This window comes from Streptomyces sp. NPDC006687 (assembly GCF_040636215.1).
GTDB lineage: Bacteria > Actinomycetota > Actinomycetes > Streptomycetales > Streptomycetaceae > Streptomyces.
Map to the genome: position 1 here is coordinate 84,077 of NZ_JBEYJJ010000010.1, position 18,035 is coordinate 102,111.

Annotated in this window: 17 protein-coding genes; 4 read left to right on the forward strand and 13 right to left on the reverse strand. The window is 73.2% G+C overall.

Going from position 1 to position 18,035, the window contains the following annotated elements; all coding sequences use genetic code 11:
• Positions 1 to 138 precede the first annotated feature (138 nt).
• Positions 139 to 549, reverse strand: a complete 411-nt coding sequence (locus ABZ716_RS15275; RefSeq protein WP_358959268.1) for an ATP-binding protein — start codon at positions 547 to 549, stop codon at positions 139 to 141.
• 295 nt (positions 550 to 844) lie between these two features.
• On the opposite strand from ABZ716_RS15275, the gene ABZ716_RS15280 reads away from it, so the two are divergent.
• Both ABZ716_RS15280 and ABZ716_RS15285 read left to right on the forward strand, forming a co-directional pair.
• Positions 845 to 2,428 (forward strand): molybdopterin-dependent oxidoreductase, encoded by a 1,584-nt coding sequence (locus tag ABZ716_RS15280; protein ID WP_358959270.1) that lies wholly within the window; start codon positions 845 to 847, stop codon positions 2,426 to 2,428.
• 83 nt (positions 2,429 to 2,511) lie between these two features.
• Complete coding sequence (locus ABZ716_RS15285; RefSeq protein WP_358959272.1) at positions 2,512 to 3,162, forward strand: fasciclin domain-containing protein; 651 nt, start codon at positions 2,512 to 2,514, stop codon at positions 3,160 to 3,162.
• Positions 3,163 to 3,259: 97 nt separating this feature from the next.
• On the opposite strand, the gene ABZ716_RS15290 is transcribed toward ABZ716_RS15285, so the two are convergent.
• The 6 genes from ABZ716_RS15290 to ABZ716_RS15315 form a co-directional block, all read right to left on the reverse strand.
• Positions 3,260 to 4,261, reverse strand: coding sequence for a TIGR03842 family LLM class F420-dependent oxidoreductase (locus ABZ716_RS15290; protein WP_358813243.1), 1,002 nt, complete (start codon positions 4,259 to 4,261; stop codon positions 3,260 to 3,262).
• Between the two features lie 13 nt (positions 4,262 to 4,274).
• Positions 4,275 to 5,675 (reverse strand): dihydropyrimidinase, encoded by a 1,401-nt coding sequence (gene hydA / locus ABZ716_RS15295; RefSeq protein ID WP_358813242.1) that lies wholly within the window; start codon positions 5,673 to 5,675, stop codon positions 4,275 to 4,277.
• A gap of 10 nt (positions 5,676 to 5,685) precedes the next feature.
• A complete protein-coding gene (locus tag ABZ716_RS15300; RefSeq protein ID WP_358959275.1) occupies positions 5,686 to 6,981 on the reverse strand; it encodes an aspartate aminotransferase family protein in 1,296 nt (431 codons plus the stop codon).
• Complete coding sequence (locus ABZ716_RS15305; RefSeq protein WP_358959278.1) at positions 6,978 to 7,820, reverse strand: nitrilase-related carbon-nitrogen hydrolase; 843 nt, start codon at positions 7,818 to 7,820, stop codon at positions 6,978 to 6,980. Before ABZ716_RS15305 ends, ABZ716_RS15300 begins: the two co-directional genes overlap by 4 nt.
• A 151-nt stretch (positions 7,821 to 7,971) precedes the next feature.
• Complete coding sequence (locus tag ABZ716_RS15310) at positions 7,972 to 8,169, reverse strand: hypothetical protein (RefSeq protein WP_358959281.1); 198 nt, start codon at positions 8,167 to 8,169, stop codon at positions 7,972 to 7,974.
• Positions 8,170 to 8,274: 105 nt separating this feature from the next.
• On the reverse strand, positions 8,275 to 8,526 hold the full coding sequence (locus ABZ716_RS15315; protein WP_355969725.1) for a helix-turn-helix transcriptional regulator: 252 nt from the start codon (positions 8,524 to 8,526) through the stop codon (positions 8,275 to 8,277).
• Between the two features lie 64 nt (positions 8,527 to 8,590).
• On the opposite strand from ABZ716_RS15315, the gene map reads away from it, so the two are divergent.
• A complete protein-coding gene (gene map, locus ABZ716_RS15320; protein WP_358813239.1) occupies positions 8,591 to 9,358 on the forward strand; it encodes a type I methionyl aminopeptidase in 768 nt (255 codons plus the stop codon).
• 18 nt (positions 9,359 to 9,376) lie between these two features.
• Here the strand turns inward: map and ggt are convergent, their stop codons facing one another.
• Positions 9,377 to 11,173 carry a gamma-glutamyltransferase gene (gene ggt / locus ABZ716_RS15325; RefSeq protein WP_358959283.1) on the reverse strand — a complete coding sequence of 599 codons (1,797 nt, stop codon included), beginning with the start codon at positions 11,171 to 11,173 and terminating at the stop codon, positions 9,377 to 9,379.
• A 101-nt stretch (positions 11,174 to 11,274) separates the two neighbouring features.
• On the opposite strand from ggt, the gene ABZ716_RS15330 reads away from it, so the two are divergent.
• The gene (locus tag ABZ716_RS15330; RefSeq protein ID WP_358959285.1) at positions 11,275 to 11,997 is read left to right on the forward strand and encodes a hypothetical protein; all 723 of its coding nucleotides are present in this window, start codon (positions 11,275 to 11,277) and stop codon (positions 11,995 to 11,997) included.
• Here ABZ716_RS15330 and ABZ716_RS15335 read toward each other — a convergent pair.
• The 5 genes from ABZ716_RS15335 to murJ form a co-directional block, all read right to left on the reverse strand.
• A complete protein-coding gene (locus ABZ716_RS15335; protein ID WP_358959449.1) occupies positions 11,957 to 13,222 on the reverse strand; it encodes a cytochrome P450 in 1,266 nt (421 codons plus the stop codon). The two genes, ABZ716_RS15330 and ABZ716_RS15335, sit on opposite strands and share 41 nt — an antisense overlap.
• A 131-nt stretch (positions 13,223 to 13,353) precedes the next feature.
• Positions 13,354 to 13,884, reverse strand: a complete 531-nt coding sequence (locus ABZ716_RS15340; protein WP_358959287.1) for a hypothetical protein — start codon at positions 13,882 to 13,884, stop codon at positions 13,354 to 13,356.
• Complete coding sequence (locus ABZ716_RS15345) at positions 13,881 to 15,344, reverse strand: HAMP domain-containing sensor histidine kinase (RefSeq protein WP_358959289.1); 1,464 nt, start codon at positions 15,342 to 15,344, stop codon at positions 13,881 to 13,883. The genes ABZ716_RS15340 and ABZ716_RS15345 overlap by 4 nt, the downstream gene beginning before the upstream one ends.
• A 9-nt stretch (positions 15,345 to 15,353) precedes the next feature.
• Positions 15,354 to 16,034: a response regulator transcription factor gene (locus tag ABZ716_RS15350; protein ID WP_358959291.1), complete on the reverse strand. Its 681-nt coding sequence runs from the start codon at positions 16,032 to 16,034 to the stop codon at positions 15,354 to 15,356.
• Between the two features lie 40 nt (positions 16,035 to 16,074).
• Positions 16,075 to 17,721, reverse strand: a complete 1,647-nt coding sequence (murJ, locus tag ABZ716_RS15355; protein ID WP_358959293.1) for a murein biosynthesis integral membrane protein MurJ — start codon at positions 17,719 to 17,721, stop codon at positions 16,075 to 16,077.
• Between the last annotated feature and the right edge of the window lie 314 nt (positions 17,722 to 18,035).

Consider the following 18,035-nt stretch of genomic DNA (forward strand, 5'->3'; position numbering starts at 1 on the left):
GGGTCTCTTCGGTGGCCGCACCAGCCGGGGCCAACCCTTTGGAGGGAAGCCGGGCTCCCCACCGGTTGCGCGTGACCCGCGCGGCCGCGCGCGGTCGCGGCGAACCGGACGGCCTGGCGCCGCCGGGCGACGGTCCGCCTACCAGGTGAGGACCGCGATGACGTGTTTGCCGCGCCCGGACCGGCTGACGAAGAGCTCCGCGCCCAGGGCCCGGACGATCTTCAGTCCCCGGCCCCCGGACCCGACCCGCTGCGCGGGTCCATGGTGTCCGGAGAGGTCGGCGGACCCGTCGCTGACGGCGATGCCCGCCCGCCGTTGCTCCAGGCTGACGGTCAGCGCGTAGGGGCCGTCCGCGTGCAGGACGGCATTGGTGACCAGCTCCGAGACGATGAGCACGATGTCCTCGGCGATGCCGCAGGGGCAGGCGGAGTCTCCCTCTGCCATCAGGCTTGCTGCCGCCTGGCGGGCCTGGTGTGCCGCTTGCGCACGCGACGGGAGCCGGATGTGCAGCGTGGCCGGACCCGTGCAGGGCGCGATGGCGGTGTCCATGATGATTCCTCACGGTGTGCGGACCCGCCGTCAAGACGGGGTCGGAGAAGGTTGTGGGGCCCCAGGACCGCCGGAACGGCCGCTTCCGCAGGGTTTACGCGGATGATTCGGGACGACACCGGTGCCGGATTGCATGAACCTGCGGTCGGTACGGGGCGGCCGTTCCGGCCGGCGCTCGGCAGCCGTCCGGTGACCTGGCCGCCCGAAGGCCGTGACGACCGCGCCGCGTGGGCAACACGGGCCACCGGTTCACTCTTTCGGGTGTGGGACCAATCCGCCGGACGGGTGCTGCCGAATGGCCGGTGTGAGCAGCTTCCGCAACACCCTGTTCCGCGCCGCGCCCGGCGCGCTGGCCGGTCTTCTGGCCTCGTTCACGGCTCTGGCCGTGGCCGAGCTGGTCGCCGCCCTGCTGCGGCCCGCCGCGGGACCGGTGACCGTGGTGGGCGGCGCGGTCATCGACCGGACACCGGCACCGGTCAAGGACTTCGCGATCCGAACCTTCGGAGAGAACGACAAGACCGTCCTGCAGATCGGGATCCTCGCCCTCCTCGCGCTGTTCGCCGTCGGCCTGGGCACGCTGAGCCTGCGCCACCGGCGGACCGGCGCGGCCGGAGTGCTGCTGTTCGGCATCGCCGGTGCGGCCGCGGCCCTGAGCCGGCCCGACTCCGCCGGAATCGGTGACGCCCTTCCCTCGGTCGCCGGAGCCCTCGCCGGCGCGGGCGTCCTCTACCTCCTGGCGGGCAGGGCAGCGGCCCCCGCACCCACGGACGACGAAGGCGACGGCTCGGGATGGAGCAGGAGGAGGTTCTTGACCGCCGCCGCCGTGACCGCCGGTACGGCCGCCTCAGCCGGTGCGCTCGGCCGGTTCCTCGCCGGCCGGAGAGGTGAGGGCGCCGTGGCTTCCCGCAACGCCCTCGTCCTCCCCGCGCCGGCCTCACCGGCCCCGGCCGTCCCGGCGGGCGCCCAGGTGAAGGTGCCCGGCACCAGCCCCTTCACGACGCCGAACCGGGACTTCTACCGTGTCGACACCGCACTCGTCGTGCCCCGGGTCGACGCGGGCACCTGGCGGCTGCGGATCCACGGCAAAGGCGTCACCCGGCCCCGTACCTACACCCTGGACCAGCTCCTGGCCCGCCCCCTCATCGAACGCGACATCACTCTCACCTGTGTGTCGAACGAGGTCGGCGGACCCTACATCGGCAACGGCCGCTGGCTCGGCGTCCCCCTCGCCGAGCTCCTGCGGGAGGCCGGCGTCCGTCCCCCCTCGAAGGGCGGGAAGGCCGATCAGCTGGTGGCACGCTCCGTGGACGGCATGACCCTGGGTTCCCCGGTCGAGGACCTCCTGGACGGCCGCGACGCCATCCTCGCCGTCGGCATGAACGGCGAGCCGCTGCCCTTCGACCACGGCTTCCCCGTCCGCATGCTCGTGCCCGGCCTCTACGGCTACGTGTCCGCCTGCAAGTGGATCGAGGACATCGAGCTGACCACCTTCGACGCCTACGACCCCTACTGGGTCAAGCGGAAGTGGGCCCGCAGGGCACCCGTCAAGACCCAGGCCCGCATCGACACCCCCAAGCCATTCGGACGTCCCGCCCCCGGCCCCGTCATGGTCGCCGGTGTCGCCTGGGCCCAGCGCCGCGGCATCACCCGCGTCGAGGTCCGGATCGACGACGGGCCCTGGCAGGACGCGGACCTCGCCGCCCAGGACAGCGTCGACACCTGGCGCCAGTGGTCCTACCGCTGGGACCCCACCCCGGGCGGACACACCGTCACCGTCCGCGCCACCGACGGCACCGGAGCGGTGCAGACCGAGGACCGCACCCGGACCATCCCCGACGGGGCCAGTGGCCGGCACAGCGTCTTCGTCACCATCCCCTAGACCACCGGACCGCCCGCTCAGGGCCGGATCCGGCAGCACGACCGGCATGTACCGAGAACCCACTCCCCAAGGAGCGAACCGTCATGAACAGCATGAAGATCCGCCGTACCGCGATCGCCGTCGCCGCAGCCGCCCTGCTGCCCTTCTCCCTGGCCGCGTGCTCCGACTCCGGCAGTGACACCAAGGCCGCCCCGACCGCGGCCGCCGGCGATGAGGCGAAGACCGGCGCCGGCACCCCGGCGGCCGACACGATGACCGGTGACAAGCCCTTCGGCCCGGCCTGCGCCGGCGTACCGAAGGACGGTGCGGGCTCCTTCGACGGCATGGCCAAGGACCCCGTCGCCACCGCCGCGTCCAACAACCCGGCCCTGTCCACCCTGGTCGCCGCCGTCAAGAAGGCCGGTCTGGTCGACACCCTCAACAACGCCAAGGACATCACCGTCTTCGCGCCCACCAACGACGCCTTCGCGAAGATCCCGAAGGCCGACCTCGACAAGGTCCTCGCCGACAAGGAGCAGCTCACCAAGATCCTGACCTACCACGTCGTCGGCCAGAAGCTCAGCCCCAAGCAGCTGGAGAACGGCAGCTTCGAGACCCTCCAGAAGGGCATGGTCACCACCACCGGCTCCGGCGAGGCGTACGCGGTCAACGACACCGCGAACGTGGTCTGCGGCAACGTCAAGACCGCCAACGCGAATGTCTACATCATCGACAGCGTCCTGATGCCGAAGTAACACCCCCTGCCTCGGACCGGGAAAGCCAGGTGGCCCCGCACCCCCTTGTACGGGGGCGTGCGGGGCCACCGGCCTGACGGGAGCAGGGGCACGGGGATCAGTCGCGCAGCGCCGGGATGACGTGCTGTCCGTACGCGTCGATGGTGGCCTCCCGCGCGTCGTGCATGTCGTAGACGGCGAACTGGTCGACCCCGAGGTCCCGCAGGACCCGCAGCTTCTCGATGTGGGCCTCGGCCGGGCCCAGGAGGCAGAAGCGGTCGATGATCTCGTCCGGGACGAAGTCGGTGGAGGGGTTTCCGGCGCGGCCGTGGTGGCTGTAGTCGTAGCCCTGGCGGGTCTTGATGTAGTCGGTGAGGGCGTCGGGGACCATGCCCGAGTGCTCGCCGTAGCGGGAGACGAGGTCGGCGACGTGGTTGCCGACCATGCCGCCGAACCAGCGGCACTGGTCGCGGGCGTGGGCCAGGTCGTCGGTGACGTAGGCGGGGGCCGCCACGCAGATGGTGATCGACTCCGGGTCCCGGCCGGCGCGTGCCGCGGCCTCGCGGACCGCCTTGATCATCCATTCGGTGAGGTAGGGGTCGGCGAGCTGGAGGATGAACCCGTCCGCCTTCTCTCCGGCCAGCGCGAGGGCCTTCGGGCCGTACGCGGCCATCCAGACGGGGAGCCGGCCGTCCTTGATCCACGGGATGCGCAGGGGTTTGCCGTCGACGAGTGCCTCGCGCCCCTCGGCCAGGTCGCGGATGACCCCGATGGCCTCGCCCAGGCGGGCCAGGGTGTTGGGGGCGCGGCCGGCGACCCGCATCGCCGAGTCGCCGCGGCCGATGCCGCAGACCGTGCGGTTGCCGTACATGTCGTTGAGGGTGGCGAAGGTGGAGGCGGTGACCTCCCAGGTGCGGGTCCCGGGGTTCGTCACCATCGGGCCGATGTGCAGCTTCTGGGTATGGGCGAGGATCTGGCTGTAGATGACGAACGGCTCCTGCCACAGGACCGCCGAGTCGAAGGTCCAGCCGTAGCGGAAGCCGTTGCGTTCGGCGCGCTTCATCAGGCTGATGACCTGGGAGGCGGGCGGGTCGGTTTGCAGGACGAGGCCGAAGTCCATGCGGGGACTCTCCTTACAGGTACTGGCAGGTGGAGCGGTGGACGAAGGCCCCGTGGCCGGCCCGGCCGGTGAACTCACGTCGGTCGATGACGAGTTCGCCCCGGGAGAGGACCGTCTCGACGCGTCCGGTGATCCGCCTGCCCTCGTACGCCGAGTAGTCCACGTTCATGTGGTGGGTCTCGGCGGAGATGACCTGCTCGGCGTGCGGATCGTAGAGGACGATGTCGGCGTCGGAGCCCGGTGCGATGGTGCCCTTCTGCGGGTAGAGGCCGAACATCCGGGCCGGGGTCGCGCAGGCGATCTCGATCCAGCGGCGGCGGCTGATGTGCCCGTCCAGGACGGCCTGGTGGAGGAGGTCCATACGGTTCTCCACCCCCGGCAGCCCGTTGGGGATCTTGGAGAAGTCGCCCCGGCCCAGCTCCTTCTGGCCCCGGAAGCAGAACGGGCAGTGGTCGGTCGAGACCACCTGGAGGTCGTTCGTGCGCAGCCCCCGCCACAGGGCCGCCTGGTGTTCGCGCGGCCTCAGCGGCGTGGAGCAGACGTACTTGGCGCCCTGGAAGTCGGGTTCCGCGAGGTTGTCGGTGGACAGGAAGAGGTACTGGGGGCAGGTCTCGCCGAAGACGGGCAGGCCCTTGTCGCGGGCCGCGGCGAGCTCCGCCACGGCTTCCTCCGCCGAGACGTGCACCACGTACAGCGGGGAGCCGGCGACCCGGGCCAGCTGGATCGCGCGGTGGGTGGCCTCGGCTTCCAGGAGGACCTTGCGGACCTCGCCGTGGTGGCGGGGGTCGGTCTCCCCGCGCGCGAGGGCCTGTTCGACGAGGACGTCGATGGCGATGCCGTTCTCGGCGTGCATCATGATCAGCCCGCCGTTGCCGGAGGCCCGCTGCATGGCGCGCAGGATCTGCCCGTCGTCGCTGTAGAAGACGCCCGGGTAGGCCATGAACAGCTTGAAGGAGGTGATGCCCTCGCCGACGAGGTGGTCCATCTCCTTCAGGGTGTGCTCGTTGACGTCCGAGAGGATCATGTGGAAGGCGTAGTCGATCGCGCAGTTGCCGTCTGCCTTGGCGTACCAGGTGTCCAGGCCCTCGCGCAGGGAGCGGCCGGTGCTCTGTACGGCGAAGTCGACGATGGTGGTGGTGCCGCCCCAGGCGGCGGCCCGGGTGCCGGTCTCGAAGGTGTCGGAGGCGGCGGTCCCGCCGAAGGGCAGTTCCATGTGGGTGTGCGCGTCGACCCCGCCGGGGATGACGTACTTCCCGCTCGCGTCGAGCGTACGGTCCGCCGTCCAGGCCCCGGCGGCGGCCGAGCCGGTGGCGGCGAGGGCCGCCACGCGGCCGTCCTCGATGAGGACGTCCGCGTGGAGCTCGTCGGCGGCGGTGACGACCAGGCCGCCTCTGATCAGGGTGCGGATGCTCATGTCGGTCCCCCTACTCGATGCCGCGCAGTGCCTGTCCGAGGATGTCGGCCCCCTCTTCCGCCTCGGCGACGGTGAGGGAGAGCGGCGGTGCGATGCGCAGCACGCTGGTGTCGTGCCCGCCGCCCTTGCCGATGAGCAGGCCGCCCGCGCGGGCGGTTTCCAGGACGGCGGCGGCCGCCTGCGGGTCGGCGCGGTCGGTGCCGGGCTCGGTGAGCTCCAGTCCGGCCATCAGGCCCCGGCCGCGGACCTCCCGTACGGCGGGCGAGGCGGCGGCGAGGGCGCGCAGCCGCTCCAGGAGGAGGCCGCCGACGCGGCGGGCGTTGCCCTGGAGGTCGTGGTCCAGGAGGTAGGCGAGGTTGGCGAGGCCGGCCGCCATGGTGACGGGGGAACCGCCGAAGGTGGAGATGGAGTTGGCGTCGAGGCAGTTCATCACCTCGGCTCGGGCCACGACCCCGCCGATGGACATGCCGTTGCCGATGCCCTTGGCGAAGGTGAGCATGTCGGGCGGGCCGCTCTGCGCGTGGGCCTGCCAGCCCCAGAAGTGGTCGCCGGTGCGGCCCCAGCCGGTCTGCACCTCGTCGCTGATCCAGAGGATGCCGTGCCGGTTGAGAACCTCGCGGAAGGCCCCGTACAGGCCGTCGGGGGGCGAGGTGAAGCCGCCGACGCCCTGGACGGGTTCGGCGATGAGGGCGGCCACTCCCCCGCGGGCCTGGCCGAGTACGTCCTCCAGGTCGGCGACGGCCGCGGCGGTGAAGGCGGCGTCGTCGAGGGCGGCGAAGGGGCCGCGGGTGCGGACGGCGCCGTGGACGTAGTACGTCTGGAGCGGGGACAGGCTGGTCGGGGACCAGCCGCGGTTGCCGGTGATGCCGACGGTCGAGAAGGACCGGCCGTGGTAGCTGTTGCGCATCGCCAGGATCTGGTTGGAGCGGCGGTACGTGGTCGCGAGCAGCAGGGCGGCGTCGTTGGCCTCGGTGCCGGAGGTGGTGAAGAAGACGCGGGCGTCGGGGATGCCGGAGAGGGCGGCGATCCGTTCGGCCAGCTCGATCACGGGCCGGTTGAGGTAGAGGGTGGAGGAGTGGATGAGCCGCCCGGCCTGTTCGGAGACGGCCTTGGTGACCTCGGGCAGGGCGTGGGCGGTCATGGTGGTGAGGATGCCGCCGAAGAAGTCGAGGTAGCGGTTGCCGTCGGCGTCCCAGACGTGGCGGCCCTCGCCGTGGGTGAGCTCGATGGGACGTTCGTAGTAGAGCGTGAGCCAGTCGGGCAGGACGGTGCGGTGGCGGCTGTGCAGGGGGGTGGGGTTGGTCACGGCTGAACGAGCCCTCCGTAGGCGTCGGGGCGGCGGTCGCGGTAGAAGGCCCACTGGTCGCGGACCTCCTTGATCAGGTCGAAGTCGAGGTCCCGGACGAGGAGTTCCTCCTCCTTGTCGCTGGCGACCTCGCCGACGAACTGGCCCCGGGGGTCGACGAAGTAGCTGGTGCCGTAGAAGTCGTTGTCGCCGTACTCCTCCTGGCCGACGCGGTTGATCGCGGCGATGAAGTACTCGTTGGCGACGGCGGAGGCCGGCTGCTCCAGCTGCCACAGGTACGCGGACAGGCCGCGGGAGGTGGCGGACGGGTTGTATACCAGCTGGGCCCCGGCCAGGCCCAGTTGGCGCCAGCCCTCGGGGAAGTGGCGGTCGTAGCAGATGTAGACGCCGACGCGGCCGACGGCGGTGTCGAAGACGGGCCAGCCGAGGTTGCCGGGGCGGAAGTAGTACTTCTCCCAGAACCCCTTGACCTGCGGGATGTGGTGCTTGCGGTATTTGCCGAGGTAGCTGCCGTCGGCGTCGATGACGGCGGCGGTGTTGTAGTAGAAGCCCTCGTCCTCCTTCTCGAAGACGGGGACGACGACGACCATCCCGGTCTCCCGGGCCAGCTCCTGCATCCGGCGGACGGTGGGACCGTCGGGGACGGGCTCGGCCCAGCGGTAGTGCTCGGGGTCCTGGACCTGGCAGAAGTAGGGGGCGTTGAACACCTCCTGGAAGCCGATGATCTTCGCACCCTGAGCGGCCGCCCTGCGGGCGTGCTCCTCGTGCTTGGCGATCATCGACTCGGTGTCTCCGGTCCAGGTGGCCTGGACGAGTGCGGCGCGGACGACTTGGGCCATGAGCTGCTCCTCGCGACGGGAACGCCGGCTTCTACGCACGTAGACGGTGTGCGTAGGGAGTCGAAGGTAGGCCCCGGCACAGCGCGGGGCAAGACCGCCTTGCGCGGTTGGAGTAGTCGATCAGGTTACGTCGCCACCCGGTCGTTCCCGGTCACCGGACGGACGGTTCCGGCAGGGCCAGGGCGTGCGGAGGCCCCGCCGCGCGGAGGGCGTGGGAGGCCGCGGAGGCGGGCGGGCGAGACATGCCCGGCGGGGCCGCGTCCGCCGGGGTGGAGCAGGCGGCGGCCAGCAGGCCGGCCGCGAGGACGGCGCCGAGGAGCGCGAGACCGAGCCGTTTGGACGCGTTCATGGTCGACACGCCTTCACCCTGCCCGGGACTGCGCCGCCGCGATCGGCGATTGCGCCGTCCGGCCGCCGGAGACGACCCGGCGGGGGCCCGTCAGGCGGGGGCCCGTCAGGCGGGGACCAGCGCGCAGCGGTGCACGACCTCGTCCAGCGAGAGGCCCAGCGCCCCGGCCAGGGCGGCGACGGTGAAGAAGGCGGGGGTCGGCGCCCGGCCGGTCTCGATCTTGCGCAGGGTCTCGGGCGAGAGCCCGGCGCCGGCCGCGACCTCGACCATGCTCCGCGCGCCGCGCGCCTCGCGCAGCAGCGCGCCCAGCCGCTCGCCGCGCTCGCGCTCTTCGGGGGTCAGGGGGGTTCGCACCATGCCCCCATCCTACCCCGCCCACCGATAACTATCCCGTTACTCTTATACCGGTATAGTTATTGGCATGGTGCACTTGAAAACCGATGAAGCGATCGACGAGATGCGCGGTGCCGGCCGGGTGGTCGCGCATGCCCTGACAGCCGTACGGGAGGCCGCCCGGGTGGGCGTCTCCCTCCGGGAACTGGACGCGGTGGCCCGGGCGGTCCTGCGCGAGGCGGGGGCCGGCTCCCCCTTCCTCGGCTACCGTCCGCACTTCGCGCCCGTCCCCTTCCCCGCGGTCGTGTGCGCCTCGGTGAACGACGCCGTCGTGCACGGCATCCCCGGCGGCTACCGGCTCCGCGACGGCGACCTCGTCAGCATCGACTGCGGGGCCCAGCTGCGCGGCTGGGCCGGCGACGCGGCCGTCAGCTTCACCGTCGGCCGGCCCCGCCCCGCCGACCTGCGGCTGATCGCCACCGCCGAGGCGGCCCTGGCGGCCGGCATCGCCGCCGCCGTACCCGGCAACCGGATCGGCGACATCGCGCACGCGGTGGGCAGCGTCTGCCGCGCCGCGGGCTACGGCATCCCGGAGGGCTTCGGCGGGCACGGCATCGGCCGCGCCATGCACGAGGACCCGGGCGTGCCCAACGAGGGCCCGCCGGGGCGCGGGATGCGGCTGCGCCCCGGCATGGTCCTGGCGATCGAGCCGATGGTGATCGCGGGCGGCGGGGACGACTACACCTGCGACCCCGACGGCTGGACCCTGCGCACCACCGACGGCTCCCGCGCCGCCCATGTGGAGCACACGGTCGCCATCACCGCCGCCGGCCCCAGGATCCTGACGGCCCTGTGACCCGCAGCCGGCAGGGCCTTACGGCCTCCCCTGCGGGCGCACGACCATCGCCGAGCCCCCGCCCCGCCGGGTGGTCTCGGCGGCCGCCAGCCAGCGGCCGTCCGGGAGCCGCTGGACACCGGTGGCGGCGCCGATCTCCGGGTTCTGCCGGAACGCCTGGCCCAGTGCCTCCAGTTCGCCGCGCAGCGGACTGTTCCACAGGGCCGGTTCCAGCTCCGTCGTCGTCTGGTTGCGCTGGCTGGCGCGCGGTGCCTTGATCGCGTCGACCAGCGGCAGGCCCCGGTCCAGATGGCCGAGGAGGGTCTGCAGGACGGTGGTGATGATGGTCGCCCCGCCCGGGGAGCCGACGGCCAGGACCGGGCGGCCGTGGTCGAGGACGATGGTCGGGGACATGGAGGAGCGCGGCCGCTTGCCGGGGCCGGGCAGGTTCGGGTCCGGGACGCCGGGGGCGGCCGGGGCGAAGGAGAAGTCGGTGAGCTCGTTGTTGAGCAGGAAGCCGCGCCCCGGGACCGTGATGGCGCTGCCGCCCGTGGACTCGATGGTCAGGGTGTAGGAGACCACGTTGCCCCAGCGGTCGGCGACCGTCAGGTGCGTGGTGTTCTCCCCCTCGTAAGTGGTGGGCGCCGTCTGTCCCGTGCCGCCGCAGGGTGCCGGGTGGCGGGGGTCGCCGGGGGCCAGCGGGCTCGTCAGGGCCTTGTCCGGGCTGATCAGGCAGCCGCGCGAGTCGGCGAACCGCTGCGAGAGCAGCTCCCGGGTCGGGACGTCCTGGGCGGCCGGGTCGCCGACCCAGCGGCCCCGGTCGGCGAAGGAGATCCGGGACGCCTCGATGAACCGGTGCAGGTACTGGGCCTCGGAGAGCTTCGACAGGTCGGTGCGCTCCAGGATGTTCAGCGCCTCGCCGACGGTGGTGCCGCCGGAGGAGGAGGGCGCCATGCTGTACACGTCCAGGCCCCGGTAGCCGATCTGGGTGGGCGCCTGCCGCTTGGTCGCGTACGCGCGCAGGTCGGCGGTGGTCAGGTCGCCGGGGCGGACCTTGCGGGTGGCGGCCGGGTCGACGGGGGGCTTGCGGACGGCGTCGACGATGTCCTCGGCGATCGGGCCCCGGTAGAGGGCGCCGGTGCCCTTGCGGGCGAGTTCGGCGTAGGTGGCGGCGAGGTCGGGGTTCTTGAAGACCGAGCCGACGACGGGGAGCTGTCCGCCGGGCAGGAACAGCTTCCGGGTGTCGGGGAAGTCCTTGAAGCGGTCCTGGTTGGCCTGGGTCTGGGCGCGGAAGGTGCTGTCGACGGTGAACCCGTCGCGGGCCAGCTTCTCGGCGGGGCGCAGGAGCTGGGCCAGCGGTTTGCTGCCCCAGGCGTCCAGGGCGGTCTTCCAGGTGGCGGGGGTGCCGGGGACGCCGACGCTGCGGCCGCTGGTCTGGCCCTCCTCGAAGGGCAGGGGGACGCCGTTCTCCTGGAACAGGGTCTCGGTGGCCGTGGCGGGCGCGGTCTCGCGGCCGTCGATCGTCTGCACCCGGCGGGAGGCGGCGTCGTAGTAGACGAAGTACCCGCCGCCCCCGACACCGGCCGAGTACGGTTCGGTGACCCCGAGCGCGGCGGCGGTGGCGACGGCCGCGTCCACGGCGTTGCCCCCGGCCCGCAGGACGGCGATCCCGGCCGCCGTGGCATCGGCGTCGACACTGGCGACGGCCCCTCCGTAGCCGACGGCCACCGGCACCTTGGCCGGGGCGGCGGACGGCGGGGGCGCGGCGGCCCCGGTGGAGACGAGCGCCCCGGCGAGGGCGGCGAACGCGAACTGACGTGCTGCGCGAGGGCGCATCCGGTTCCTCCAGTCGACTGCCTGTCAGACCATGGACCGGCAGCCTAGCTTCGCCGCACCCCCCGCGTCAGGGCGGCGATGCGGCGGCTAGCATCCGCCGCATGAACGACGACGTGCGCAACATCGTGCTCGGAGTGCTGGCCACCGCCATCAGCGGCGGTTCGGGCTGGTTCACCCGGACGTACCTGTGGCGCCGGGCGCTGCGCCGCAAGCAGGCGTTCTTCGGGCTGCCGACCGGCTCGGACTGCCTGTTCGTGGTCAACCGGCAGATGGGCGGGACGGAGAACTCGCTGCACCGCAACGACGCCTTCGCGCTGCTGGAGATATCGGCCCTGATCAAGGACTGCGGGGCGACGGTGCGGATCGTCACGCACGAGGCCCGCCAGGGCTTCGGTGAGCGCGCCGAGTTCTGCGTCGGAGGTCCCGCCTCCAACATCCGTACGGTGGCGCACCTGCACTCCATGCTGCCGGGGGTCCGGGTCGACCACTCCTCCGAGGCCGGTCCGGACCGGGGGGCGATCCGCGTCGGCGGGGAGACGTACCGCTGGGAGCCGGGCCTGGTGGAGTACGTGCTGCTGGCCCGGCTGACGACCGGTCAGGGCGCGCGGCCGGTGTTCCTGCTGTCGGGCCAGACCGCCAACAGCAACCAGGCCGCGGCCCGTTACCTGGCCCGCCACCACGAGAAACTGGCCCGCACCTACCGCGGGGCCTCCTTCTGCCTCCTCCTGAAGGTGATCAACTCCGAGGCGTACGGGCCGGACGTGACGGAGCTGGTGGCGGACGTCACCGCCGCGGCCCGGACACCCGCAGCGGCAGCCGTGTGATCCCGTTGATGAAGTGGGACACCAGCCGGCGCGGCTCACCGGCGAGTTCGGGCGGGGGCATCGCAGCGCACCACTCCTCGTAGAGGGTGCGCAGCTGGAGCCGGGCGAAGTGGGCGCCCAGGCAGACGTGCGGGCCGTCGCCGAAGGAGACGTGCGGGTTCGGGGAGCGGCCGAGGTCGAGGCGGTGCGGGTCGGTGAAGACGCGCTCGTCGTGGTTGGCGGAGGCATGGAAGACCACCACCTTGTCCCCGGCGCGGATCGGGGTTCCGGCGAGTTCGGTGTCGCGGGCGGCGGTGCGGCGGAAGCTGAGCACCGGCGGGTGGAAGCGCAGGAGTTCCTCGACGGCGGCGGCGGACGGGACGGCTCCTTCGGCGAGGGTGCGGTAGGCGCCGGGGTCGCGGGCCAGGGCGAGGAGGCCGCCGGGGGCGGCGCCGCGGACGGTGTCGTTGCCGGCGACGGTCAGCAGGAAGAAGAACATCTCCAGCTCGGCGGGGTCCAGCCCGGCGTGGGCGAGGACGGTCATCACGTCGTCGGCGGGGTGTGCCCGCTTGTACGCGGCGAGTTCGCGGGCGTAGCCGAACATCTCCCCGAGCAGGGCCGGTGAACGCGGGTTGAGCGGGGTGCCGTCGGGGCCCAGGAGCGGGACCGGGGCGTCCTCGGGGTCCTGGTAGCCGATGACCCGTACGGTCCACTCCAGCAGCAGGCCCCGGTCGGCGGCCGGGACGCCCAGCAGGTCGGTGAGGCCCAGCAGGGCGTACTCGTCGGTGACGGTACGGACCACGTCGGCGGCGCCGCCCTCGGCGGCGTCCCGGGCGGCGGCCAGGAGCGTACGGGCCCGCTCCCGCATCCGGCCGGCGAAGGCGCCGACCCGGGCGGGGGTGAAGGCCCGGGAGACCAGGCGGCGGAGCCGGCCGTGGCGCGTGGGGGTCTCCCCGGGCCCGCACGGCCCGGGGGAAGGGTCCTGGTTGAGCATGGTGCGCCGCAGGAAGGGCAGGTCGGCGGGGTCGGGGTCGCGGATCTGGGTGGCGCCGAGCCAGGAGGAGTACGTGGTGTGGTCGCGCAGGACGCGGACGACGTCGGCGTGCCGGGTGACGGCCCAGAACCCGGGCCCTGCGGGCCAGCCCGCCACCTCGGGCTCCTCCTGCCATGCCACCGGGTACCGGTCGCGCAGGACGCGGTAGCGCTCGTGCGGGATGCCGGCGGCGTACAGGTACGGGTCGAACACGTCGGGCACACCGGGCCGGCGGCGGGCACCCGGACGGGCGGCGGGGGCGGCGGACACGGCGGGATCGTCTGCGGCGGGTTCCATGGTCCACACGGTGGCCCCGCCCGGGGCCCTCCCACAAGGCCCGCCGCTCAGAGCCCCGCATCGCAGCGGGCCGGATCCAGGGCGGTGTCGGTGCCCCGCAGGACCACCCCGTACCGCGGGTCCACCGTGGACAGGGCGCTGCACACCAGCTGACGGCGGCCCAGCGGGTCGAGTCCCGCGACGGGGAAGGGCAGGCGCACCTCCAGCCGGTCGGTCACGGTCACGCTCACCCCCGCCTCGGCCGCCTCCCCCTCCACCACCGGCACCCGGCTGCCCAGCCCCGCCTCCCGCTCCGCCGGGCCGGGACCGCGCAGCAGCCCGATCACACTGCCCCGGGGGCCGCCCTGGGTGTACTCGGGCTGCGGCGCGGGGGCCAGGAGCCCGTCGGGGGTGACGAAGTAGGCCATGGCGGCTCCGGCGCGCGCGACGGTGACCCGCGCGGCGGCGCCGCTCTCCACCACCCCCGTGGGCTTGATCCCGCAGGCGGTGGCCGTGAGCAGGGGGACCAGCAGCGCGGCGGCCACACCGGGCCCCCGCAGCGGCCGGGTGACCGGCCGGCCGCGCAGCGTCCGGGTCACGGCGCCGCCTCCAGGGGCATGTCGAGGGTGAACACCGCTCCCCCGAAGCCGCCGGCCCCGTCCGGGGCGTTGGCGGCGCTCAGGGTGCCGCCGTGCAGCCGGACGTTCTCCAGGCTGATGGCCAGGCCCAGCCCGCTCCCGGCCGAGCGGGTACGGGCGGCGTCGGCCTTGAAGAACCGGTCGAAGATGTGCGGCAGCACCTCGGGGCCGATCCCGGCTCCGCTGTCGGCCACCTCCACGAGGAGCCGTTCCCCTTCCGCGGCGGGGGCGGTGCGCACGGTGATCCGGACGGGGGCGGCGCCGTGCCGCAGCGCGTTGCCGACGAGGTTGGCGAGGACCACGTCGAAGCGGCGCGGGTCGAGGCGGGCGCGGATCCCGTCGGGGAGGTCGGTGGTGACCCGGTGGTCGTCCCAGTGGCGGCGCTGGAGGGTCTTGCCTACGGCCTCGGCGACGTCCACCTCGTCGAGGTTGAGGCCGGCGGCGCGGGCGTCGAAGCGGGATATCTCCATCAGGTCCTCGACGAGCACGGCGAGCTTCCCGGTCTCGGCGCTGATCAGCCGCAGCGCCTTGGCCGTGTCGGGGTCGAGGTGCTCGGCGTCCTCGTCCAGGACCTCGGTGACGGCGAGCATCCCGGCGAGCGGGGTGCGCAGTTCGTGGGAGACGTCGGCGGCGAACCGGCGGGCCCGGGCCTCCGCCTCGCGCAGTTCGGCCACGGACTCCTCCAGGGCCCCGGCGGTCTCGTTGAACGTGCGGGCCAGTCCCGCGAGTTCGTCGGCGCCCCGGACCTCGATGCGGGTGTCGAGGCGGCCCCGGCCGAGGTTCTGGGCGGCGCGGCGCATATCGCGTACGGGACGCAGCACGCTGCGCGCGGCGAGCAGGGCGGGGACCAGGGAGATGGCCAGGCCCGGGACGGCGCCCTGCTTGGCCGCCTGGACCATGGCGTCGACGGTCTGCTGCTCGGTGGAGAGCGGCATGACGGCGTAGAGGACGGCCCCGGTGGCCTCCCGGACGCCGTTGTGGCGGAAGACGGCGGGCATCCCGATGGTCAGGTACGGCTCGCCCCGGTCGTCGGTCACCCGCTGGAACGCCCCGTGGGGGTGGGCGGCGACCTGGGAGCGCAGCGTGGCGGTGAGGACGTCGGAGACGGGCGCGCCGAGGTCGGCGGAGGAGGCGCGCAGGGTGCCGTACTCACCGAAGACCACCCAGGGGTGCGGTTTGCCGCGCCGTCCGAGGTCGTCGACGACGCGCTGGAGCTGGGGCTGGTCCATCGGGAGGGTCAGGGCCACGGCCTCCAGCTGGTCGCGCAAAGTGCTGACGGCGGTGTCCTGGCTCTGGGTGAGGACGGCGCTGCGCGCCTGCCGGTAGGTGAGGGCGGCGGTGCTGACCGCGCAGATCGCGGCGACCAGGAGGAACGCGGCGATCAGGCGGGTGCGCAGGCCGAACGGCGCGCGGCTGGGCACAGAGATCTCCTAGAGCGGCCCGAAGCGGTAGCCGAAGCCCCGCACCGTCTGTATGTAGCGGGGGCCGTGGGCCCGGTCCCCGAGCTTGTGGCGCAGCCGCCGGACGCAGGCGTCCACCAGCCGGGCGTCGGCGTGGTAGCTGTGCTCCCAGACGCTCTCCAGCAGCTGCTGGCGGGAGTGGACCTGTTCCGGGGCGGCCGACAGGTGGAGCAGCAGCTTGAGCTCGCTGGGGGCGAGGGCGAGCCGTGCGCCGTTCTTGGCGACGGTCAGTGCGGCGCGGTCGATGGCGAGCTCGCCGTGGTGTTCGACCCCGAGGCGGCCCAGGGGGTCGGGGCGGCGGCGCAGGACGGCGCGGACACGGGCCTCGATGATCGCGGTCCGGGCGGGCTTGACGATGTAGTCGTCGGCTCCGGCCTCCAGGCCGACGACGATGTCGAAGTCGTCGCCTCGGGCGGTGAGCATGATGACCGGGACCAGGCTGGTCTCGCGGATCCGGCGGCAGACCTGGACGCCGTTGATCCCGGGCAGCATCAGGTCGAGCAGGATCAGCTCGGGCCGGAAGGAGGCGGCCAGGGCGAGGCCCTCCTCGCCGGTTGCGGCGGCCGCGACCTCATGGCCCCTGCGGCGCAGGCCGAGGGCGACTCCTTCCCGGATGGAAGGGTCGTCCTCGATCAGCAGTACGCGTGGCATCCGGTCCAGTGTCCCAAGGCGGTGTGCGCCGTTCCTCCCCTTATCGGCCGGTCTTGCGGCGCAGGGAGTCCAGCAGGTCGGTGATCTCGTGCAGGCGCAGCGGCCTGGCGAGGAGTACGACGACCAGGGCCAGCGCGGCGGTTCCCGTCCCGGCCGCGGCGAAGGCCCCGAGCCCGTCGGCGGCGCGGGCGGCCCCGTATCCGGCGGCGGCCGCGGGCAGGCAGGCGGCGAGCAGCCGCAGGTGGGTGCGCAGGGCGGTGGCGCCGCGGGGGCCGGTGCGCGGGCCGAGCCGGCGGGAGAGGGCGTACGCGGTGACGGCGGCCCCGCCCGCGAAGGCGAGGGAGGTCGCGCCGGCCATGCCGGTGACGGCCCAGCGGGCGGGCAACAGCAGGTAGGCGGCGTAGGAGAGCCCGGCGTTGAGGGCGACGACGACCAGGTTGAGGAAGAACGGGGTGCGGGTGTCGGACAGGGCGTAGAAGCCGCGCGCGAGCACGTACTGGGCGGAGTAGGCGAGCAGACCCGGGGCGAAGGCGACGAGCATGCCGGCCATGGCCTCGACCTCGCCGGGGGTGACGTCCCCGTACCCGGCGACGCAGTCCATCAGCCACGGGGCCAGCGCGGCGAACAGCGCCGCGGCCGGAACGACGAGGGCGGCGCTGGAGCGCAGGGCGTAGGAGACGTCGGCGCGGACGGCCCCGGGGTTCCCCTCGGCGGCGGCGGCGCTCATCCGGGGCATGAGGGCGGTGACCAGGGAGACGGTGATGATGCCCTGGGGGACGACCCACAGCTGGTAGGCGCTGGTGTAGGCGGCGTAGCCGAACCCTCCCGGCCGGTGTCCGGCGGTGGTGGAGAGCTTGGTCACCACCCAGTAGGCGATCTGGTTGCTGAACACCAGCAGGACCAGCCAGCCGGCGCTGCGCAGGGGGCGGGTGAGGCCGCTGCCGCGCCAGTCGAAGCGGGGGCGCCAGCGGAAGCGGGCGGCGCGCAGCGAGGGGATCAGGGCGAGGGCCTGGACGAGGATGCCGGCGGTGGTGCCGAGGCCCAGCAACCGGGTGTCGGCGGCGTCGAGTCCGTCGCGGCCGCCGTGGGAGGCGTGGAGGAAGAACCCGAACACCCCTATGATCACGAGGTTGTTGAGGACGGGGGTCCACATCATCGCCCCGAACCGGCCGCGGGCGTTGAGTATCTGGCCGAGCAGGGTGAACAGCCCGTAGAAGAGGATCTGCGGCAGGCAGAAGCGGGCCAGGGCGACGACCGTGTTCCGCTCCGCCGCGCTGTACGAGGCGGGGGTGTACGCGTCCACGATGAGCGGCGCGGCGAGGACCGCGGCGGCGGTGAGCGCGAGGAGGGCCAGGGCGCAGGCCGTCAGCAGCCGGTCGGTGTACGCGGCGCCACCGTCGCGGTGCTGCCGGGCGGCCCGCACCAGCTCGGGGACGAAGACGGCGTTGAGCGCGCCTCCGATCAGCAGCATGTAGAGGATGTTCGGGACGGTGTTGGCGACGGCGTAGCCGTCGCCGAGGAACCCGGCGCCCAGGGCGGCGAGGACGACGGCGGAGCGGACGAAGCCGGTGGCGCGGGAGACGACGGACCCGGCCGCCATCAGGGCGCCGCTGCGCAGCACCGAGCTCCCCGCCGCAGGCGTCTGCCGCGCCTCGGCGGCAGGCGCCCTGGTGTCGGTGGCTGTCACGGGCGGTCTCCCAGGGGTCGGGACGGCGGGGGTCGGGGGTGGACAGTACCCGGGCGGAGGATCACATGGAATTCCGTCACACCAAGAGGGCGTTCGCCCCCTTCCGGGGAGGCGAAGGTCCTTTTATCCGGCGGCTGTGTTTGTGACCGTTCGGCAACCGTTTCGCTGCGGCCCTCGTCACAAGGGGAAGAGCGATATCTTCCGCGGAATGGGCAACCTAAAGTCATGCCGTTCACTCCTTCCTTGTGGACGATCATTACTTCGGAGGGGTTTTCCTTGAGCCGCACACGCCGTACCGCACTTCCGCGCCGCCG